The organism is Pannonibacter sp. SL95 (assembly GCF_026672425.1).
Classification (GTDB): domain Bacteria; phylum Pseudomonadota; class Alphaproteobacteria; order Rhizobiales; family Stappiaceae; genus Pannonibacter.
The window spans coordinates 478898-493716 of record NZ_JAPPRC010000004.1 but is presented as its reverse complement, the minus strand read 5'-3'; the positions used below and the strand labels follow the sequence as shown (position 1 = coordinate 493716).

At 63.6% G+C, this 14819-nt stretch carries 9 protein-coding genes and 1 tRNA gene; 2 read left to right on the top strand and 8 right to left on the bottom strand.

Translation table 11 applies throughout. From position 1 onward, the window contains the following. Nucleotides 1-35 precede the first annotated feature (35 nt). The 3 genes from OVA12_RS12795 to OVA12_RS12785 all read right to left on the bottom strand — a co-directional run bounded on the left by OVA12_RS12795 (nucleotide 36) and on the right by OVA12_RS12785 (nucleotide 4082). Nucleotides 36-2660 carry an AAA family ATPase gene (locus tag OVA12_RS12795; RefSeq protein ID WP_268137863.1) on the bottom strand — a complete coding sequence of 875 codons (2625 nt, stop codon included), beginning with the start codon at nucleotides 2658-2660 and terminating at the stop codon, nucleotides 36-38. After that, nucleotides 2657-3781: a metallophosphoesterase family protein gene (locus OVA12_RS12790; protein WP_268137861.1), complete on the bottom strand. Its 1125-nt coding sequence runs from the start codon at nucleotides 3779-3781 to the stop codon at nucleotides 2657-2659. The genes OVA12_RS12795 and OVA12_RS12790 overlap by 4 nt, the downstream gene beginning before the upstream one ends. A gap of 224 nt (nucleotides 3782-4005) precedes the next feature. Further along, a tRNA-Arg gene (locus OVA12_RS12785) sits at nucleotides 4006-4082 on the bottom strand. 329 nt (nucleotides 4083-4411) lie between these two features. On the opposite strand from OVA12_RS12785, the gene OVA12_RS12780 reads away from it, so the two are divergent. After that, complete coding sequence (locus tag OVA12_RS12780) at nucleotides 4412-6004, top strand: cryptochrome/photolyase family protein (RefSeq protein WP_442793868.1); 1593 nt, start codon at nucleotides 4412-4414, stop codon at nucleotides 6002-6004. A gap of 184 nt (nucleotides 6005-6188) precedes the next feature. On the opposite strand, the gene OVA12_RS12775 is transcribed toward OVA12_RS12780, so the two are convergent. Beyond that, nucleotides 6189-6620, bottom strand: a complete 432-nt coding sequence (locus OVA12_RS12775) for a septal ring lytic transglycosylase RlpA family protein (RefSeq protein ID WP_268137859.1) — start codon at nucleotides 6618-6620, stop codon at nucleotides 6189-6191. A gap of 353 nt (nucleotides 6621-6973) precedes the next feature. Between OVA12_RS12775 and OVA12_RS12770 the strand changes: the two genes are divergently transcribed. Next, nucleotides 6974-9103 (top strand): putative bifunctional diguanylate cyclase/phosphodiesterase, encoded by a 2130-nt coding sequence (locus OVA12_RS12770; protein WP_268137857.1) that lies wholly within the window; start codon nucleotides 6974-6976, stop codon nucleotides 9101-9103. 13 nt (nucleotides 9104-9116) lie between these two features. Here the strand turns inward: OVA12_RS12770 and OVA12_RS12765 are convergent, their stop codons facing one another. The 4 genes from OVA12_RS12765 to recF all read right to left on the bottom strand — a co-directional run bounded on the left by OVA12_RS12765 (nucleotide 9117) and on the right by recF (nucleotide 14779). Next, nucleotides 9117-10412 (bottom strand): MFS transporter, encoded by a 1296-nt coding sequence (locus OVA12_RS12765; RefSeq protein ID WP_268137855.1) that lies wholly within the window; start codon nucleotides 10410-10412, stop codon nucleotides 9117-9119. Next, nucleotides 10409-10870 carry a PadR family transcriptional regulator gene (locus OVA12_RS12760; RefSeq protein ID WP_268137853.1) on the bottom strand — a complete coding sequence of 154 codons (462 nt, stop codon included), beginning with the start codon at nucleotides 10868-10870 and terminating at the stop codon, nucleotides 10409-10411. Before OVA12_RS12760 ends, OVA12_RS12765 begins: the two co-directional genes overlap by 4 nt. 180 nt (nucleotides 10871-11050) lie before the next feature. Then, nucleotides 11051-13501 carry a DNA topoisomerase (ATP-hydrolyzing) subunit B gene (gene gyrB / locus OVA12_RS12755; protein WP_268137850.1) on the bottom strand — a complete coding sequence of 817 codons (2451 nt, stop codon included), beginning with the start codon at nucleotides 13499-13501 and terminating at the stop codon, nucleotides 11051-11053. A gap of 162 nt (nucleotides 13502-13663) precedes the next feature. Next, a complete protein-coding gene (gene recF, locus OVA12_RS12750; RefSeq protein WP_268137848.1) occupies nucleotides 13664-14779 on the bottom strand; it encodes a DNA replication/repair protein RecF in 1116 nt (371 codons plus the stop codon). Between the last annotated feature and the right edge of the window lie 40 nt (nucleotides 14780-14819).

Sequence of the window (14819 nt, the reverse complement as noted above, 5' to 3'; positions counted from 1 at the left end):
TGCACTCACCCCGAGCCCGAGCCCGCCGAAATCACCTAGGGCTGCCAGTCGGACATCCGCAGGACGTTGCCGCCGAGCCGCTGGAACGCACGCTGACGGCAGGAAAAAACGATGATCTGCTGGTCTTTGGACTGGCGATGCAGCGCATCGAACATCTTTTCGATCCGGTCATCATCGGAATAGACAAGGGCGTCGTCGAGGATCACCGGCGCTGGCCGTCCATCCCGGGCCAGCATTCGCGCGAAGGCGAGCCGCGTCAGGATCGACAGCTGCTCCCGCATGCCGCCACTGAGGCGTTCGATATCCTCGTCCAGTCCGTTGCGCCGGATGACCTGCGGCAACAGCGACTTGTCGTCAAAACTGATCGAAACGTCATCAAAGAGCAGCCCAAGAAGCGGTGTGAGTTCGCCGAGAACCGGTTTGAGATACAGATCCCGCGCATCGGAACGGGCCGTCTCAAGCGCTGCCTGCAATCGCTGCAAGACGGCCACTTCCTTCTCGAAGGCCGACAGGCGCGCGGAAGCGGCAGCGAGAGCCTCTCCCGTCTCGCGCCACTTTTCCTCCACTGCCTCGTCAGACCGCGTCCGGATCTCGGCATTGAGGCCGGCAATAGCTTCACGAAGCTGATTTGCCTCGAGCGTCGCCGCATCTTCGGCTGACCTTGCCCGTCTCAGACTGGCTTCAGCATTGTCGAGGTCGAGGATCGTGGCACGCAGCCGCGCGGCATGGGCTTCCGCATCCGCCAGGATACGCATCCGCTCGTCCAGCCCCGTTCTGAGATCCTGTTCTCGCAGGCTGCGTGCGTTCTCCGGCCCGAGGATCGACGTGACATGGGTCTGTTCAGCCCGCAGCGCCGCCAGTGCTGTCTCGGCCTCGACAAAGGCGTCATTGGCGCGCGCACGTCGCGGTTCTGTCTCCCGTTGGGACAGGCGGGCGTGCTTGAGCCGCTCTTGCGAGGATGCAAAGACGGCCCGGACCTGGTCCGGATCCTCTTTCAGGTCGGGCCCATCGACCGCAGCTGCGGCGCGCGCGGCAACGTCTTCGCGCAGCTTCGGCAAGCCCTGTGGCGCAAGCTGTGACAAGCGCCCGCGCAGCTCTCCAAGCTCGGCTTCAAGCCGCTGCGCCTGAACCTGCCGCGCGCGGGCGGCGGCAAGGTCTTCTGCCTTTAGGTCAGCGAGCAGGGCCTTTCGCTTTTCAAGGGCCTTGTGAAGGCGATCATCACCCGTATCGGGGTGGTTTGACCGCAGCGTGAGCGTTCCTATCCCGGGAACGGACAACAGGGTCTGACCATCATAGGTGCGCTCTTCAGCCTCCGGCAGCGCTTCGCCATTCATCGAAATCCGGACGGCGGCGGCAGGCTCGTACCTGACGATAACGGACGCAAGCGCCGCTTCCTTGACGGCCCGCAGCTTGGCAATCTCGAGTTCAAGCGCCTGCAGTTCGTCGATGGCGCGAGGGGAAACCTTGAGCAGCGCCAGCTGTGCTTCGCCCTGCTCGAGAGACAGACGCGCGGCTTCTGCCTGTGCGAGCTGATCCTTGACCTCGGCCAGGCGTGCGGACGCCTCGCGGGCGCGCAGCGCCGCATCCAGCCGGGACAGAAGATTGCGGGCGATCTGCTCACCGGCCTCCGCCGCCTCGGTTTCGGCAATTGCCCTGCCGATTGCCTCGTCGGCCTCACGGCGGCTGTCAATGGCATTCCGGCGGCGTTCCTCGGCCGCCTGCAGCTTGCCGCGCAGGTCCGCCGCCCGGTCCAGGGCGGATCGGAACATCTGGAAATCACGCTCCGCAGCGTCACGGCGGTCACGGGCGAGCTTCAACTCGGCTTCAGCCGCCGTCAGCCTGTCCGTCTGCGCCTTGGCCGCATCAAACGCCGCCTGCGCCGCCTCCACGGCCTTGCGCCGCTCCTGCCGCTCGCCCGGAGAGTCCAGTTCGGCAAGCCGCCTCGCCGCCTTTGCGCGTTGCTCCAGCTGCTGCTGCAGAGTGGCAACCTCGCCGGCTAGGCGCTGTTCCTGCCCGGCCAGCCGGTCGCGGTCTTCAATGGCCGCATGATAGCGCCCGCCTGCCTTGGGGCGACCAGTGGCAGTCACAAGCTCCGACAGCGCCTCCTGCGTTGCCGCCAGGATGGCAGCCATGCGGCGCCCCCCAGTCACCGCCTCGACTTCGCCCTGCACGGACTCCAACAGCGAACGGCGCAGCTCGCGCTCGCCCTCTTCCTCGGTCTTGCCGCGTTTTTCCAGACCCGTGAGGCCCTGGCGGACCCAGAGCAGGCCGGCGGGCCCGGACGTCCCGCCCGTCACCAGACCAGCAATGAAGTTCTCCGCTTCGTCCGCCTGCGCCACCAGGCGCCCGGTCTGCAGATCCGTCACCTTGGCAAAGCGTCCGCCCAGATACTGCTTGGCAATCCGGAACTGGCCGGTGCCCAGGGCAATGTCCGCCTCGATCAGCGGATTGCCGCCGCTGTAGGGGCGCAGCTTCTTGACCTCGCCGCCAACGCTGCCATGCGGCTGGAAGAACAAGGCGTGCAAGGCTTCGAAGCTGGTCGACTTGCCAAACTCATTGGGGGCACTGAGAACGTTGACGCCGTCCGCGATCCCCTCGATGGCGACGCCGCGGCCGGCGAACCGCCGCACGTTGAACAGGCGAAGAGCCAGGATCTTCATGACGCAACCGCCTGCGCGTAGGAATAAAGCCGGGCCAGCGCCGCCCGTGCGATCTCCCGGTCCCCGGCCGAGAGCGCTTCATTGCCAGCTTCCAGCAGCAAGGCTTCCGCCGCCTCACGCAGGGAGCCAGCGCGATCGATCTGATCAAGGTCCGTCACGTCGCATTCCGTGGCAAGGCCGGTGTCATCCAGCTCCAGAAAGGCGAAATCCGGCGCGGAATGGGCAATGGCCCCGGCGAGCGCGGTACGTGCGGGAAGGCGGCTGCGGCCGGTCGCGATCACCCGTGCCAGAGTTTGCCTGCGACTGTGCATCTCGGGCAGCAAGCGTGCCAGCGCCTCAGCCGGATCATCGCCGTCATGCAGGTGCAGTGGCAGGGTGCGCCAGGAAAAGCGAGCAGTCGGCAGCGCGGTCACTTCGGGCAGGGCGGCCGTGCCAGCAATACGGACCAGCAACGCCTCGCCCGGCTGGTCATGCTTGAACCGGTCCGGCTCCGGTGTGCCGCTGTAGCGGGTGCGCGCGTTGACCTCGATGGCGCCGTGCCAGTCGCCAAGGGCCAGATAGGCAAGGCCCGCATGCATCGCTCGATCCGGGGCGATGATATCAGCAGCAACGGCCTCCTCGGAAAAGCCCTGGATAGCGCCATGGGCCAGACCCAGCCGCAGTGCGCCCTCAGGCGTGGCCGCGCCGTTCATCCAGTCGGTCAGGTCTCGTCCGGCCCGGCGCGTCGTGCAAGGGGCTGGCAGCAGCATGACATCAGCCGCCAGCTCGATCACGTGCGGCTCCAGCGCGAGGATGACATTTTCCGGCGCCTCGGATCGAACAGTCGCCCAGAGCTGGCTTGCCTGCAGCGAATCGTGATTGCCCGGCAGGATGACCCAGCGGATCCCGGCGTGCTGCGCCATCGCGGTCAGTGCCTGGCGGCGGACCTCCGGGGCCGGCGTTTCGGTGTCGAACGTATCGCCGGCCAGCAGGACGGTCGCTACTCCTTGCGCCCGTGCATGGTCGGCGAGCCGGCCGATGACATCATGCCGTGCCTCGCGCAGGCGACCCGGCAGATCGCCAGAGAAACTGCCGAAGCGCTTGCCAAGGTGCAGGTCACTGGAATGAATGAACGCAAACATGTCCGCTGGCTCGCTAGGGCACGCCATCGTGCCGGGTGGCTCTGGCAATCACCTCGTCAAGACGGGCCCTGTTGTTCTGAACGACAGACTCCAGCTCGGCAAGCAGGATATCTGCAGTGGTCAGGCCAATCAGCTGGCGGAAACTGCGTCATGCGGCAAAACGATACAGCACCTGCCCAGCACTGCCGGGCCAACGTCTGGTCTTGTCTAGGTCGTTGAAAAAATGGCGCACCCGAAGGGATTCGAACCCCTGGCCTCTGCCTTCGGAGGGCAGCGCTCTATCCAGCTGAGCTACGGGTGCATTCGGCTTTGGACCGTGGCGGCCTGCCGTACTCTGGTCTGATACAGGAATGATCCAGGATCGGCAACGGGTTTTCTGACGGCCTGCCAGCAGGTGGCGGAGCCATCCCCAGTCATATGGCGGGGTTTGCCGCCGCCTTTCAAAAAAATTGGGCGGATCGGTGATACAGCGATGTCCCGCCAGCGTAAGGCAATCAGGATCATTGCATGTCCGGCGCAATCGGGCTGCTGGCCAGTGTTCATTCCGTGTTTTCGCGCAGTTTCCGACACAAGGCCGGTTCCCAGCTTTGATGAAATTGCACTCGCAACCGGCCAGCCTCAGGCGCCCGCATGATGACTGACGAAAAGACCGATGACAGTGGCCAGGGGAAGGACCCGGCCCTCATTTTTGTTCTCGGCGATCAGCTCTCGCGCGGGCTGTCTGCCTTGCGGCGTGCCGACCCAGCGCGTGATGTGGTTCTGATGGTCGAGGTGGCTGAGGAGGCAACCTATGTCCGCCACCACAAGAAGAAGATCGCCTTCATTTTCTCGGCGATGCGCCATTTTGCTGAAGACCTCAGGGCTGAGGGCTGGACCGTCGATTATGTCCGGCTCGATGATCCTGCAAACAGTGGCAGCTTTACCGGCGAACTTAGGCGCGCGGTTGCAAGGCACGGGGTCCGGCGTGTTGTCCTCACTGAGCCCGGCGAATGGCGGGTGCTGGAGGCAGCCCGCGCATGGCCCGAGGCATTCAGCATCTCGCTGGACCTTCTGACGGACGACCGGTTCCTGTGTTCGGTTGCCGAGTTCGGCGCCTGGGCGCGCGGCCGCAAGCAGCTGCGCATGGAGTATTTCTACCGCGAGATGCGGCGCAAGACCGGACTGCTGATGGCCGGCGACGAGCCGGAAGGCGGGCAATGGAACTACGACGCCGAAAACCGCAAGCCGGCGAAGGCGGATCTGTTCATGCCCCGGCCCTACCAGCCGCAACCCGACGCCCTGACGCGAGAGGTTATGGAACTGGTCGATGCCCGGTTTGCCGGGCATTTCGGCCGGCTGGAACCGTTCCGGTTCGCGGTCACGACGGCGGAGGCAGAACAGGTGTTTGCGACTTTCGTTTCCGTCGCGCTGCCCAGGTTCGGCGACTATCAGGACGCCATGCTGCGCGGGGAGCCCTGGCTGTATCATTCGGTGATCTCGCCCTATCTCAATGTCGGGCTGCTGGACCCCTTGACCGTTTGCCGGACGGTGGAGGCGGAGTACCGCGCCGGACGAGTTCCGCTCAACGCTGCAGAGGGGTTCATCCGCCAGATCATTGGCTGGCGAGAATATGTCCGTGGCATCTATTGGCTGAAGATGCCGGGCTATACCTCGGTCAACGAATTGCAAGCCAGGCGCCCACTTCCGGACTTCTACTGGACCGGCCAGACGGACATGAGCTGCCTGCGAGAGGCCATCGGCCAGACACGGGACGAGGCCTATGCCCACCACATCCAGCGCCTGATGGTGACAGGCAACTTCGCCATGCTGGCCGGCATTGATCCGGCGCAGGTGCATGAATGGTACCTGGCCGTCTATGCAGATGCCTTCGAGTGGGTGGAGGCGCCCAACACGCTTGGCATGAGCCAGTTTGCAGATGGCGGGCTGCTCGGCTCGAAACCCTATGCGGGCGGCGGCAACTACATCAACAAGATGTCCGATTATTGCGGAAGCTGCCGCTATGACGTGAAGCAGCGAACGGGCCGAGACGCCTGCCCGTTCAACGCCCTTTACTGGGACTTTCTCGACCGCAACGCCGACAAGCTTCGCGGAAACCCGAGGCTCGGAACAGTTTATGCAACATGGGAGAAGATGGGCGAGACAGCCCGAACGGAAACGCGCAAAAGCGCCGCAGAGTTTCTGGCCGGGCTGATTGCCTGGAAACCGCCAGAGGGGAGCCCATAAAAAAGGCCGCGCAGCGATTACACGCCAGCGCGGCCAAAGTTTTGTGCACATGGCCCCATCGACCACGGTGGCGAACTCTAACCGTTGCCACGGGGCTTGTCATCACTGATTTTTATATTCGTTTCACGATAAATGCGCAGACAGGTCGAAAATAACCCTGCGTTCTGTTGTCGCGAAATATTGGTTAACAGCGTCCCGGCTTGGCAGAGACTTCCCCGTTCGGGCCAATCACCTTCACGCGAGCCACTCCACGGCCCAGAAATCCAAGCTCTTTAGCGGCTTGCCGGGTAACATCAATGACGCGGGACTTGACGAAGGGGCCACGGTCATTGATCCGGACCTTCACGGTCTTGCCGTTATCCAGATTAACAACTGTTACAACACTACCAAAGGGAAGATTGCGGTGTGCGGCCGTCATCATGTTCGGATTGGCGCGCTCTCCACTCGCTGTCCGGCTCGTCATCGCATACCACGATGCCATGCCGCACTGGGTTGGCCCCGCCTGTGCGGGTGCAAGACTAGCGATAAGTCCAAGACAGATGAATGCAAGACCACCTGACTGACCAATGCTGAGCGCCGTACGCGAAAAACCGGAAGCTATCGGACCGTCCTCCATCTATAGCGGCGCTGTCTCCTCTGATACACCATTGCTGGTTCAGCGCCTCGTCACTGGGCGCAGGTGCCCCCTCAATTGGGCCATTTTGTGACGCAGCGGGAATCCGGCAAAAACAAGGCAAACACCAGCCTAAGCGCCTAAAAGCACTTCCGGCGACGCAAGAAAGACTCGGATCATCGAATCCGAATTAAAATGTTTAACTTTCGTTTACCTAAACGAGAAAACGAGTTCTGGAAACTTAACCAATCCTGATTCCGGACGCACCTTTTGTGGTACTGATCGCCATCGACGCTATCTAAATCCGACGATCTTTCCGTGGATTGTAAGTAAAGATTTGTCTCGAGGGCGAGAAATTGACAGAAAAATCTTCAATTTATTATCGCCATAGCTCAGTTGAGCAGGATAAAGACGCGGAAAAAATTCCAGATTTCGTCGAAGAAATCTTGCAAGGTTTACCATATCCCTATGCCGTTCTGTCTCGTTCCGGCGAAGTGATTGCTGCGAATGCCGGCTTTGCCGACATGTTTGATCGCGCTGCAACGGCATTGCGTGGCATTCCGCTACCCTCCCTTTTTGCGCGCGCTGCGCTGCGGCGGTTGCGCCCGGTGATGGAGGCAGCGCTTGCTGGCGCGCCGACCTCGACGGAAGGCATGTTCAGCGCCCGCACCGGCCGGACAATCTACGCGCATGTGCAGTGCCGCCCCCTGACGACGCGCGGAGACATCTCCGGCGTGCTGATGGAAATCCGCGATCTTGCTGAAGATGGCCCGATCAGAACCCGACTGCGACTGGCTGAGCAGGCTTTCCTTGCGCTCGCCAACCATGCCCTGCTGATCGGGACCGATGGCCGGATCCGGGACGGCCTGCCGTCGGGGTCGGAACGTTTTGAAGAACGAGGACTGATCGAGCGGGTCCAGGGAAAACACCTCATCGATATCTTCGGCGCGGACGCCTTCGCCTGCCACATCGAACAACCGCTCGCCCGTACCTTCAAGGGACGGACGGAACGGGTGACACTGCCACGGCACCTGCTGCACAGCCTGCTGTGGGCGAGTGCCGTCGAGGGCGGCGTCCACTCAGGCGGTCTGAACATGACCGGCCACGAGCTTCATGGCGTCCTGCGGCCATTCCGCGGAGAGCTGGGCACGATCGAGGGGGTTCTTCTGGTGCTGCGGCACGATGATGAGCTTCCCGCGCGCGCCAAGGAGCTTGAACGGCTGGCCATGGAAGACCCGCTGACCGGGCTTGCCAATCGTCGCGCCTTTCAGAAGGTCCTGGAAGACGAACTGATCAAGGCCCGCACCGGGATCTCCGGCGGCATTTCACTGCTGGCGCTGGATCTCGATGACTTCAAGTCGGTCAATGATCGCGGCGGTCACGCCGCCGGCGATGCAATGCTGTGCCAGATATCGGATCAGCTGCGCGACTTCGTGGGCGACAGCGGGACCGTCGCCCGGCTCGGCGGCGACGAATTCGCGATTGTCCGGTACAGCGCTGACGAGGATGAGGCTTCACGCCTTGCCCGCCAGATCGTGTCGTCGATCGAAACGCTGCATCTCGACTGGAATGGGACCAGCTTCCGCATCGGCTGCACCGTTGGTGTCGCCGTACTGGACCGGCAATTCATCCGCACGATGAACGCGACAGCGGCCGATGTCCTGCATTGGGCTGACGAGGCGTGCCTGACCGGCAAGGCGACTGGCGGCGGGCAGGTGCGCCAGTTCCGCGTCGGGGAAAAGCTCGTTGCGAACCGGCGGGAAGATCTTGGGAACATCGCCCGTGTGGAACAGGCCCTCGCCGAGGATGAGCTGCGGCTGTTTGGTCTGCCTGTGTTTGATCTCGGCACGGGCCTGCCCGTGATGACGGAGATCCTGCTTCGGGTGCAGGGCGAGGAAAACCGGCTGCTGCGTCCGGGTGCGATGATAGCCTCGGCAGAGCGACATGGATTGATGTCGTCCGTCGATCGCTGGGTACTGGACGCGGTTCTGAACCGGATGTCGAACGATGTTGACGCTGTGCCGGTCTCGCTGAACCTGTCCGGCCAGAGCCTTGCGGACGCCGATTTCCAGTCCTATGTCGACGCCCGTCTTGCGGAAAACCCCCGCGCTGCAGAGCGGATCTGCTTCGAGCTTTCCGAAGTTGCGGTGGCCAGGAACATGCCTGCCGCGGCGAGGATGATCGCCGTGCTGAAACGGCATGGCTGCAAGATCGCGCTCGATGATTTTGGCGGCGGTTGGCCGACAACGGCGCATCTGCGGCGACTGCAATTCGACTGGCTGAAGATCGATGGCACGATCACACGATCGATCGTCAACGACCCAGTTCAGCATGCAGTCCTGCGCGGCATCATTTGCGTGGCGCGGGAACTCGGGGCCGAGCTGATCGCCGAGTTCGTCGAGGACCAGGACACCGTGAAGGCCCTGACCGAGCTCGGTGTGCCGCTGGCACAAGGCTACCATCTCGCCGAACCGGCACCCTGGTAGGGCGTTTCCTCGCTCAGGCGTCCTGATCCTTGCGGTGACTGACGAGAGCTGCTGCCCAGAAACAGGCGACGAGCAGGACGGAACCGGCAAGCGCGGCCTGCAGAACCGCGTCATACGAGCCGCTGGCCTGCCAAAGCATAGCAGCGGCGCCCGGCGCCAAGGCTTTCGCGAGGGTGCCCGGCAAGGCAAGTGCCCCATTGAGCGCGCCATATCCCGAACGCGACAGCATTTCGGGAACGGCCATGCCCCTGACGATGGTCATGATGCCATTGGCAACGCCATAAAGGCCAACCAGCGCCATGGCGACAGCCAGGGTAACCGGCAGCACGTCCAGTCCACCCAGGGCGAGGGGAAAGGCAATGACGACGAGCGAGCCGATAACCCTGACCGGCGCGCCGGGCGCAAGACGCCAAATGACCAGTCGGCCAGCCACCTGCGCCGGGCCGATCATCATCATGGCGGTCACCACTTCGGTGGCCGACAGGCCTTTCTCCAGCAGCAGGGGATAGAGGTGGAAGGTGAAGGCTGAAAACGTTGCCGCATAGGCCGTGAAGGCAAGACCAAGCAACCAGAACACCGGTTGCCGGAGTGCCGTGCGTAGTGGCGTCTCTGCTGTGAGGGGCGCGGCGGACGGCGCAGATGCTCCAGAGACAGGCATGGCGGTCTTTGGCTGATCGGATTTCGGCAGATCGGGTGCGAGACGCTCGACCTGATCCAGCGACCGGTCGATGACGAGGGCATAGAGACCGCCAATCAGCAGGTTGACCCCAGCCAGGACAACGAGCGCCCCACGCCAGCCAAGGCTGTCGATCAGGATCTGTACCACCGGAATGAAGACTGTACTGGCGAAGCCGCCCCAGAACGTCAGGGTCGTTATGCCGTTGCGGGCATTGGCCGGTCCGACGCGCCGGGCGACAACGGCAAAGGCCGGCTCATAGAGCACCGCAGCCTGCAAGACGCCGACAACCGCCAACAGGGCGTAGAACACCGGCAAGGTCTGCACCTGCGACCACAGCAACAACGCGGCTGCGGCAAGCAAAGATCCACCTGTCAGGATCAGCCGGCCATGGCCGCGATCAATCAGCACGCCGATCGGATAGGCCGCAGGGGCGGCCAGCAAAAGCCCGATTGTGGCCGCCAGAAAGATCTCGGCCTTGCTCCAACCCAGCTCGATCCCCATCGCTTCGCCGATCAACGGGAAGGAATAATAGAGCGTCCCCCAGCTCGAGATCTGACCGATCCCGAGACCGGTGATGAAATGCCGGCTGCTCGCCGACCGACGAAGTGCCGTCGCTGACGGAAGGCTCATTGGTGATCGGCTCCGGCAGGATCGGATCGGGAGGTCGAACAGCATTCAGCAGCCGCTGACGGTTCTGAATATCCATCCGGAAACAGATCGCGCGAGGCGCTTTCGAGCGCCTGGCTGGCTTCTGCCCAGGCGATGAGCGCGGTGCGCAGGGCATCGCAGCCCTTGTCGGTCAGAGTATAGACCTTGCGTTCACGCCCCCCGACGACAACGTCCGCGCGCGTAACGTAACCACCAGCCTCGAAATCGCGCAGGACCGGATAGATCGTGCCTTCCGTCGGCGAGCAGCAGCCACGCGTCATTTCGGCGACCCGGCGCGCGATCTCGTAGCCGTGGGCAGGTGCTTGAAACAAGGCCCGCAAGATGAACAGCTTGGACAGGCTCATCTTGATGGTGCCGGTCCAGTAGGACCGGTCGGTCAGATCAGGCGTTACGGGTGGAAGCATTGAGGGTCTAGGCATGGGATCTCTCTATGCCTAGACCCTCAAGGTGTCAATGTTCATTCTGACGCGAGGCAGTGGCGAGCGCCCAAGGGCGGCGACACCGACTTGAGAGCGCTTCGCCGGCTGGCGGGAGGACCAAAAGCAAAAGCCCCGCCGGAAGAACCGGCGGGGCTTGAACAGGATAGTGCGATTCTCGCGTCAGACGTCGAGGTTGGACACGCTCAGGGCATTGTCCTGAATGAACTCGCGCCGCGGCTCGACTTCGTCGCCCATCAGCTTGGTGAAAATGTCATCGGCATCATCGGCCTCGCGCACGCGCACCTGCAGCAGGGAGCGGACGTTCGGGTCCAGCGTGGTCTCCCACAGCTGTTCCGGGTTCATTTCGCCCAGACCCTTGTAGCGCTGCAGGCTGATGCCCTTGCGGCCGATGGCAAACACGGTCGAGAGCAAGGCCTGCGGACCACGGATGGCATGTTCCTGATCCTTGCGGCGCAGCGTTGCCGCCTTGCCGTAGATCTCGCGCAGATGCGCGCCATGGGCATCGAGACGACGGGCATCGGCCGACCCGAGCAGGGCCGCGTCGATGGTTGCCACCTCTTCGACGCCGCGTACCGTGCGGCGGAAGACAAGGCTGCCGTCGTCGCGCACCTCGGCGGTCCAGCCACGCTCGAACTCGTCCGCAAGGATATCGAGACGCCGGGCGATATAGGCCGCCGCTTCCTGCGCCTTTTCGACATTGTGCAGGGTTTCGATGTTGAGCGCGCCGGCAATGGCGGCCTGCTCGACGACGGACCGGTCATAGCGGGCATGCAGACCATCCAGAATGCCGCTGATGGCGCGTGCAGTCTCGACCACCTGACGCAGGTCGGCGCCCATGCGCACCTCGCCATTGGCAAGGGTCAGGGACGTGTCTTCCAGACCGGTGCTGATGAGGTAGTTTTCCAGCGCCGTCTGGTCCTTGAGGTACTGCTCGGACTGGCCGCGCTTCACCTTGTAGAGCGGCGGCTGGGCAATGTAGATGTGCCCGCGCTCGATCAGGTCCGGCATCTGGCGGAAGAAGAACGTCAGCAGCAGCGTGCGGATGTGGGCGCCGTCGACGTCGGCGTCCGTCATGATGATGATCTTGTGATAGCGCAGCTTGTCGATGTTGAACTCTTCCTTGCCGATACCGGTGCCGAGCGCCGTGATCAGCGTACCGATTTCGTTGGAAGAGAGCATCTTGTCGAAGCGCGCGCGCTCGACGTTGAGGATCTTGCCGCGCAGCGGCAGAACCGCCTGACGCTCGCGATGGCGTCCCTGCTTGGCGGAGCCACCTGCCGAGTCACCCTCGACGAGGAACAGTTCGGACTTGGCGGGATCGCGCTCCTGGCAATCGGCCAGCTTGCCCGGCAACGAGGCGATGTCGAGCGCGCCCTTGCGGCGGGTCAGCTCGCGTGCCTTGCGGGCTGCCTCGCGCGCCGAGGCGGCTTCGACCACCTTGCCGACGACGGAACGGGCCTTGGACGGGTTCTCCTCCAGCCAGTCGGCCAGCGCCTGGTTGATGGCGTTCTCGACAACCGGACGCACTTCGGAGGAAACCAGCTTGTCCTTGGTCTGCGACGAGAACTTCGGATCCGGCACCTTGACCGAGAGGACACAGGTCAGGCCTTCGCGGCAATCGTCGCCGGTCAGCTGGACCTTTTCCTTCTTCATCAGGCCCGAGCTCTCCGCATAGCCGGTAACCTGACGGGTCAGCGCACCGCGGAAACCGGCAAGATGGGTGCCGCCGTCACGCTGCGGAATGTTGTTGGTGAAACAGAGCACCTGCTCGTGGTAGCTGTCGTTCCACCACATCGCCGCCTCTACGGTGATGCCGTCGCGCTCGGTGACCATGGTGATCGGCGCTTCGAGCAGGGGATGCTTGGCGCGATCGAGATAGCGCACAAAGGCTTCCAGGCCGCCCTCGTAGAACAGCTCGACCTTCTTCTCTTCAACACCGCGATTGTCGGTCAGCAAAATGCGGACGCCGGAGTTGAGGAAGGCGAGTTCGCGCAGGCGGTGCTCCAGCGTGGCGAAATCGAATTCGATCCGCGTGAAGGTCTCCGGCGACGGCAGGAACGTGACTTCGGTGCCCTTGCGACCGTTCGACGGACCAGTCACCACCAGCGGGGCTTCGGCGTCGCCATGGCGGAAGCGCATGAAATGCTCGTTGCCACCGCGCCAGATGCGCAGTTCCAGCTTGGTCGACAGCGCATTCACCACCGACACGCCCACGCCATGCAGACCGCCAGACACCTTGTAGGAATTCTGGTCGAACTTACCGCCGGCATGCAGCTGGGTCATGATCACTTCGGCTGCGGACACGCCCTCCTGCGGGTGCAGGTCGGTGGGGATGCCACGGCCGTTGTCGGTGACGGTGACAGAGCCGTCGGCGTTGAGCGTGACAGTGACACGGTCGGCATGGCCGGCCAGCGCTTCGTCGATGGCGTTGTCGACGACTTCGTAGACCATGTGGTGCAGGCCGGAGCCGTCATCCGTGTCGCCGATGTACATGCCCGGGCGCTTGCGCACCGCATCCAGCCCCTTCAGCACCTTGATGCTGTCAGCGCCATAGGCCTGGGCGGCGGCGGTCTCTGCGGCGGTGTTGTCGGGGGTCGGGGTGTCGCTCATGCGAATCAGTCACCAATCGATCTGGAATGTCAGGATCCCCTTATACGGCACTGGTCCGCAGGTTCAACCAAACCCGGGTTCAGGCAGAGGATCACGGTGGGTCAAGGTGGATAAAGCCACGGAAATCTGGCGGTTTCGCGGCTCGCTGCCGAGAATGGCGGCTTATCTTTCGGCCAGCGGCACGATCTCTCCCGATTGCGGGAGATTGTCGAACAACTGGGTATCGGTTCCGGTCATGAACACCTGGCAGTTCAGCCCCACGAGGCGCGAGAACAGCGCCTCACGGCGGCCTGGATCCAGATGCGCGGCAACTTCGTCGAGGAGCAGGATTGGCGTGAGCCCAGAGACCCCGGCGGTCAAATCCGCATGGGCAAGGATGAGTCCGATCAGGAGGGCCTTCTGCTCCCCGGTCGAGGCGAGCCCCGCCGGCATGGTCTTGGCGCTGTGCATCACGGCAAGATCGGTGCGATGCGGGCCACTCAGGGAGCGGCCTGCGGCGCGGTCGCGGGCCCGGCCGTCGCGCAGCTGACGGAGCAGCAAGTGCTCCTGATCGCTTGCTGCCAGCCCGGCGGCTGCCTGCTCGAACTCGCCTTCGAGTGCCAGGGCGGCGCGGGGGAACGGCAGACCGAGCCCGTCCTGCACGTCGATCCGGTTCTGCAGAAGACTGACCGTCTCGCGACGTGCGGCGGCCACAGCAAGGCCTAACCCTGCCAACTGTTGCTCCACCGCATCGAGCCAGGCCGGCGCCGCGCCCGTGTCCAGCAGCCGGTTGCGGTGACTGAGGGCCTTCTCGAAATCGCTGACGCGGCGGCCATGAGCTGGATCGATGGACAGGGTCAGCCGGTCGAGAAAGCGCCGCCGGTCTCCGGCAGGTCCGGTGAAAAGACCATCCATGGCCGGAACCAGCCACAGGACCCGGACATGCTCCAGCAAGGCTTCGGATGATTTGGCCTCGGCACCATCAATGCGCACCCGGCGGCCGCTGTCTCCCCCGGTATAGCCAGTGCCGATCTGGACGTCGCCGAGAGGACCATTGAGCGTCGCGGCGACGGCCCAGGTTCCTGGACCATCGCGGCGGGCGATGTCCGGCAAGGCGGCCCGGCGCAGCCCACGTCCGGCGGAGAGCAACGAGATCGCCTCGAGGACGTTGGTCTTGCCAATGCCATTGTTGCCGACGAGCGCAACAAGACGCGCGGCCGGCGCAAGAGCCAGCCGCGCGTAATTGCGGAAATCAGTCAGGAGCAGCCGCTCAATGGCCACGGGCGCCGGTGATGTCATCGGTCCTCACCTGGCCTTTGGGCTTGTCCCGTCAAGCGCC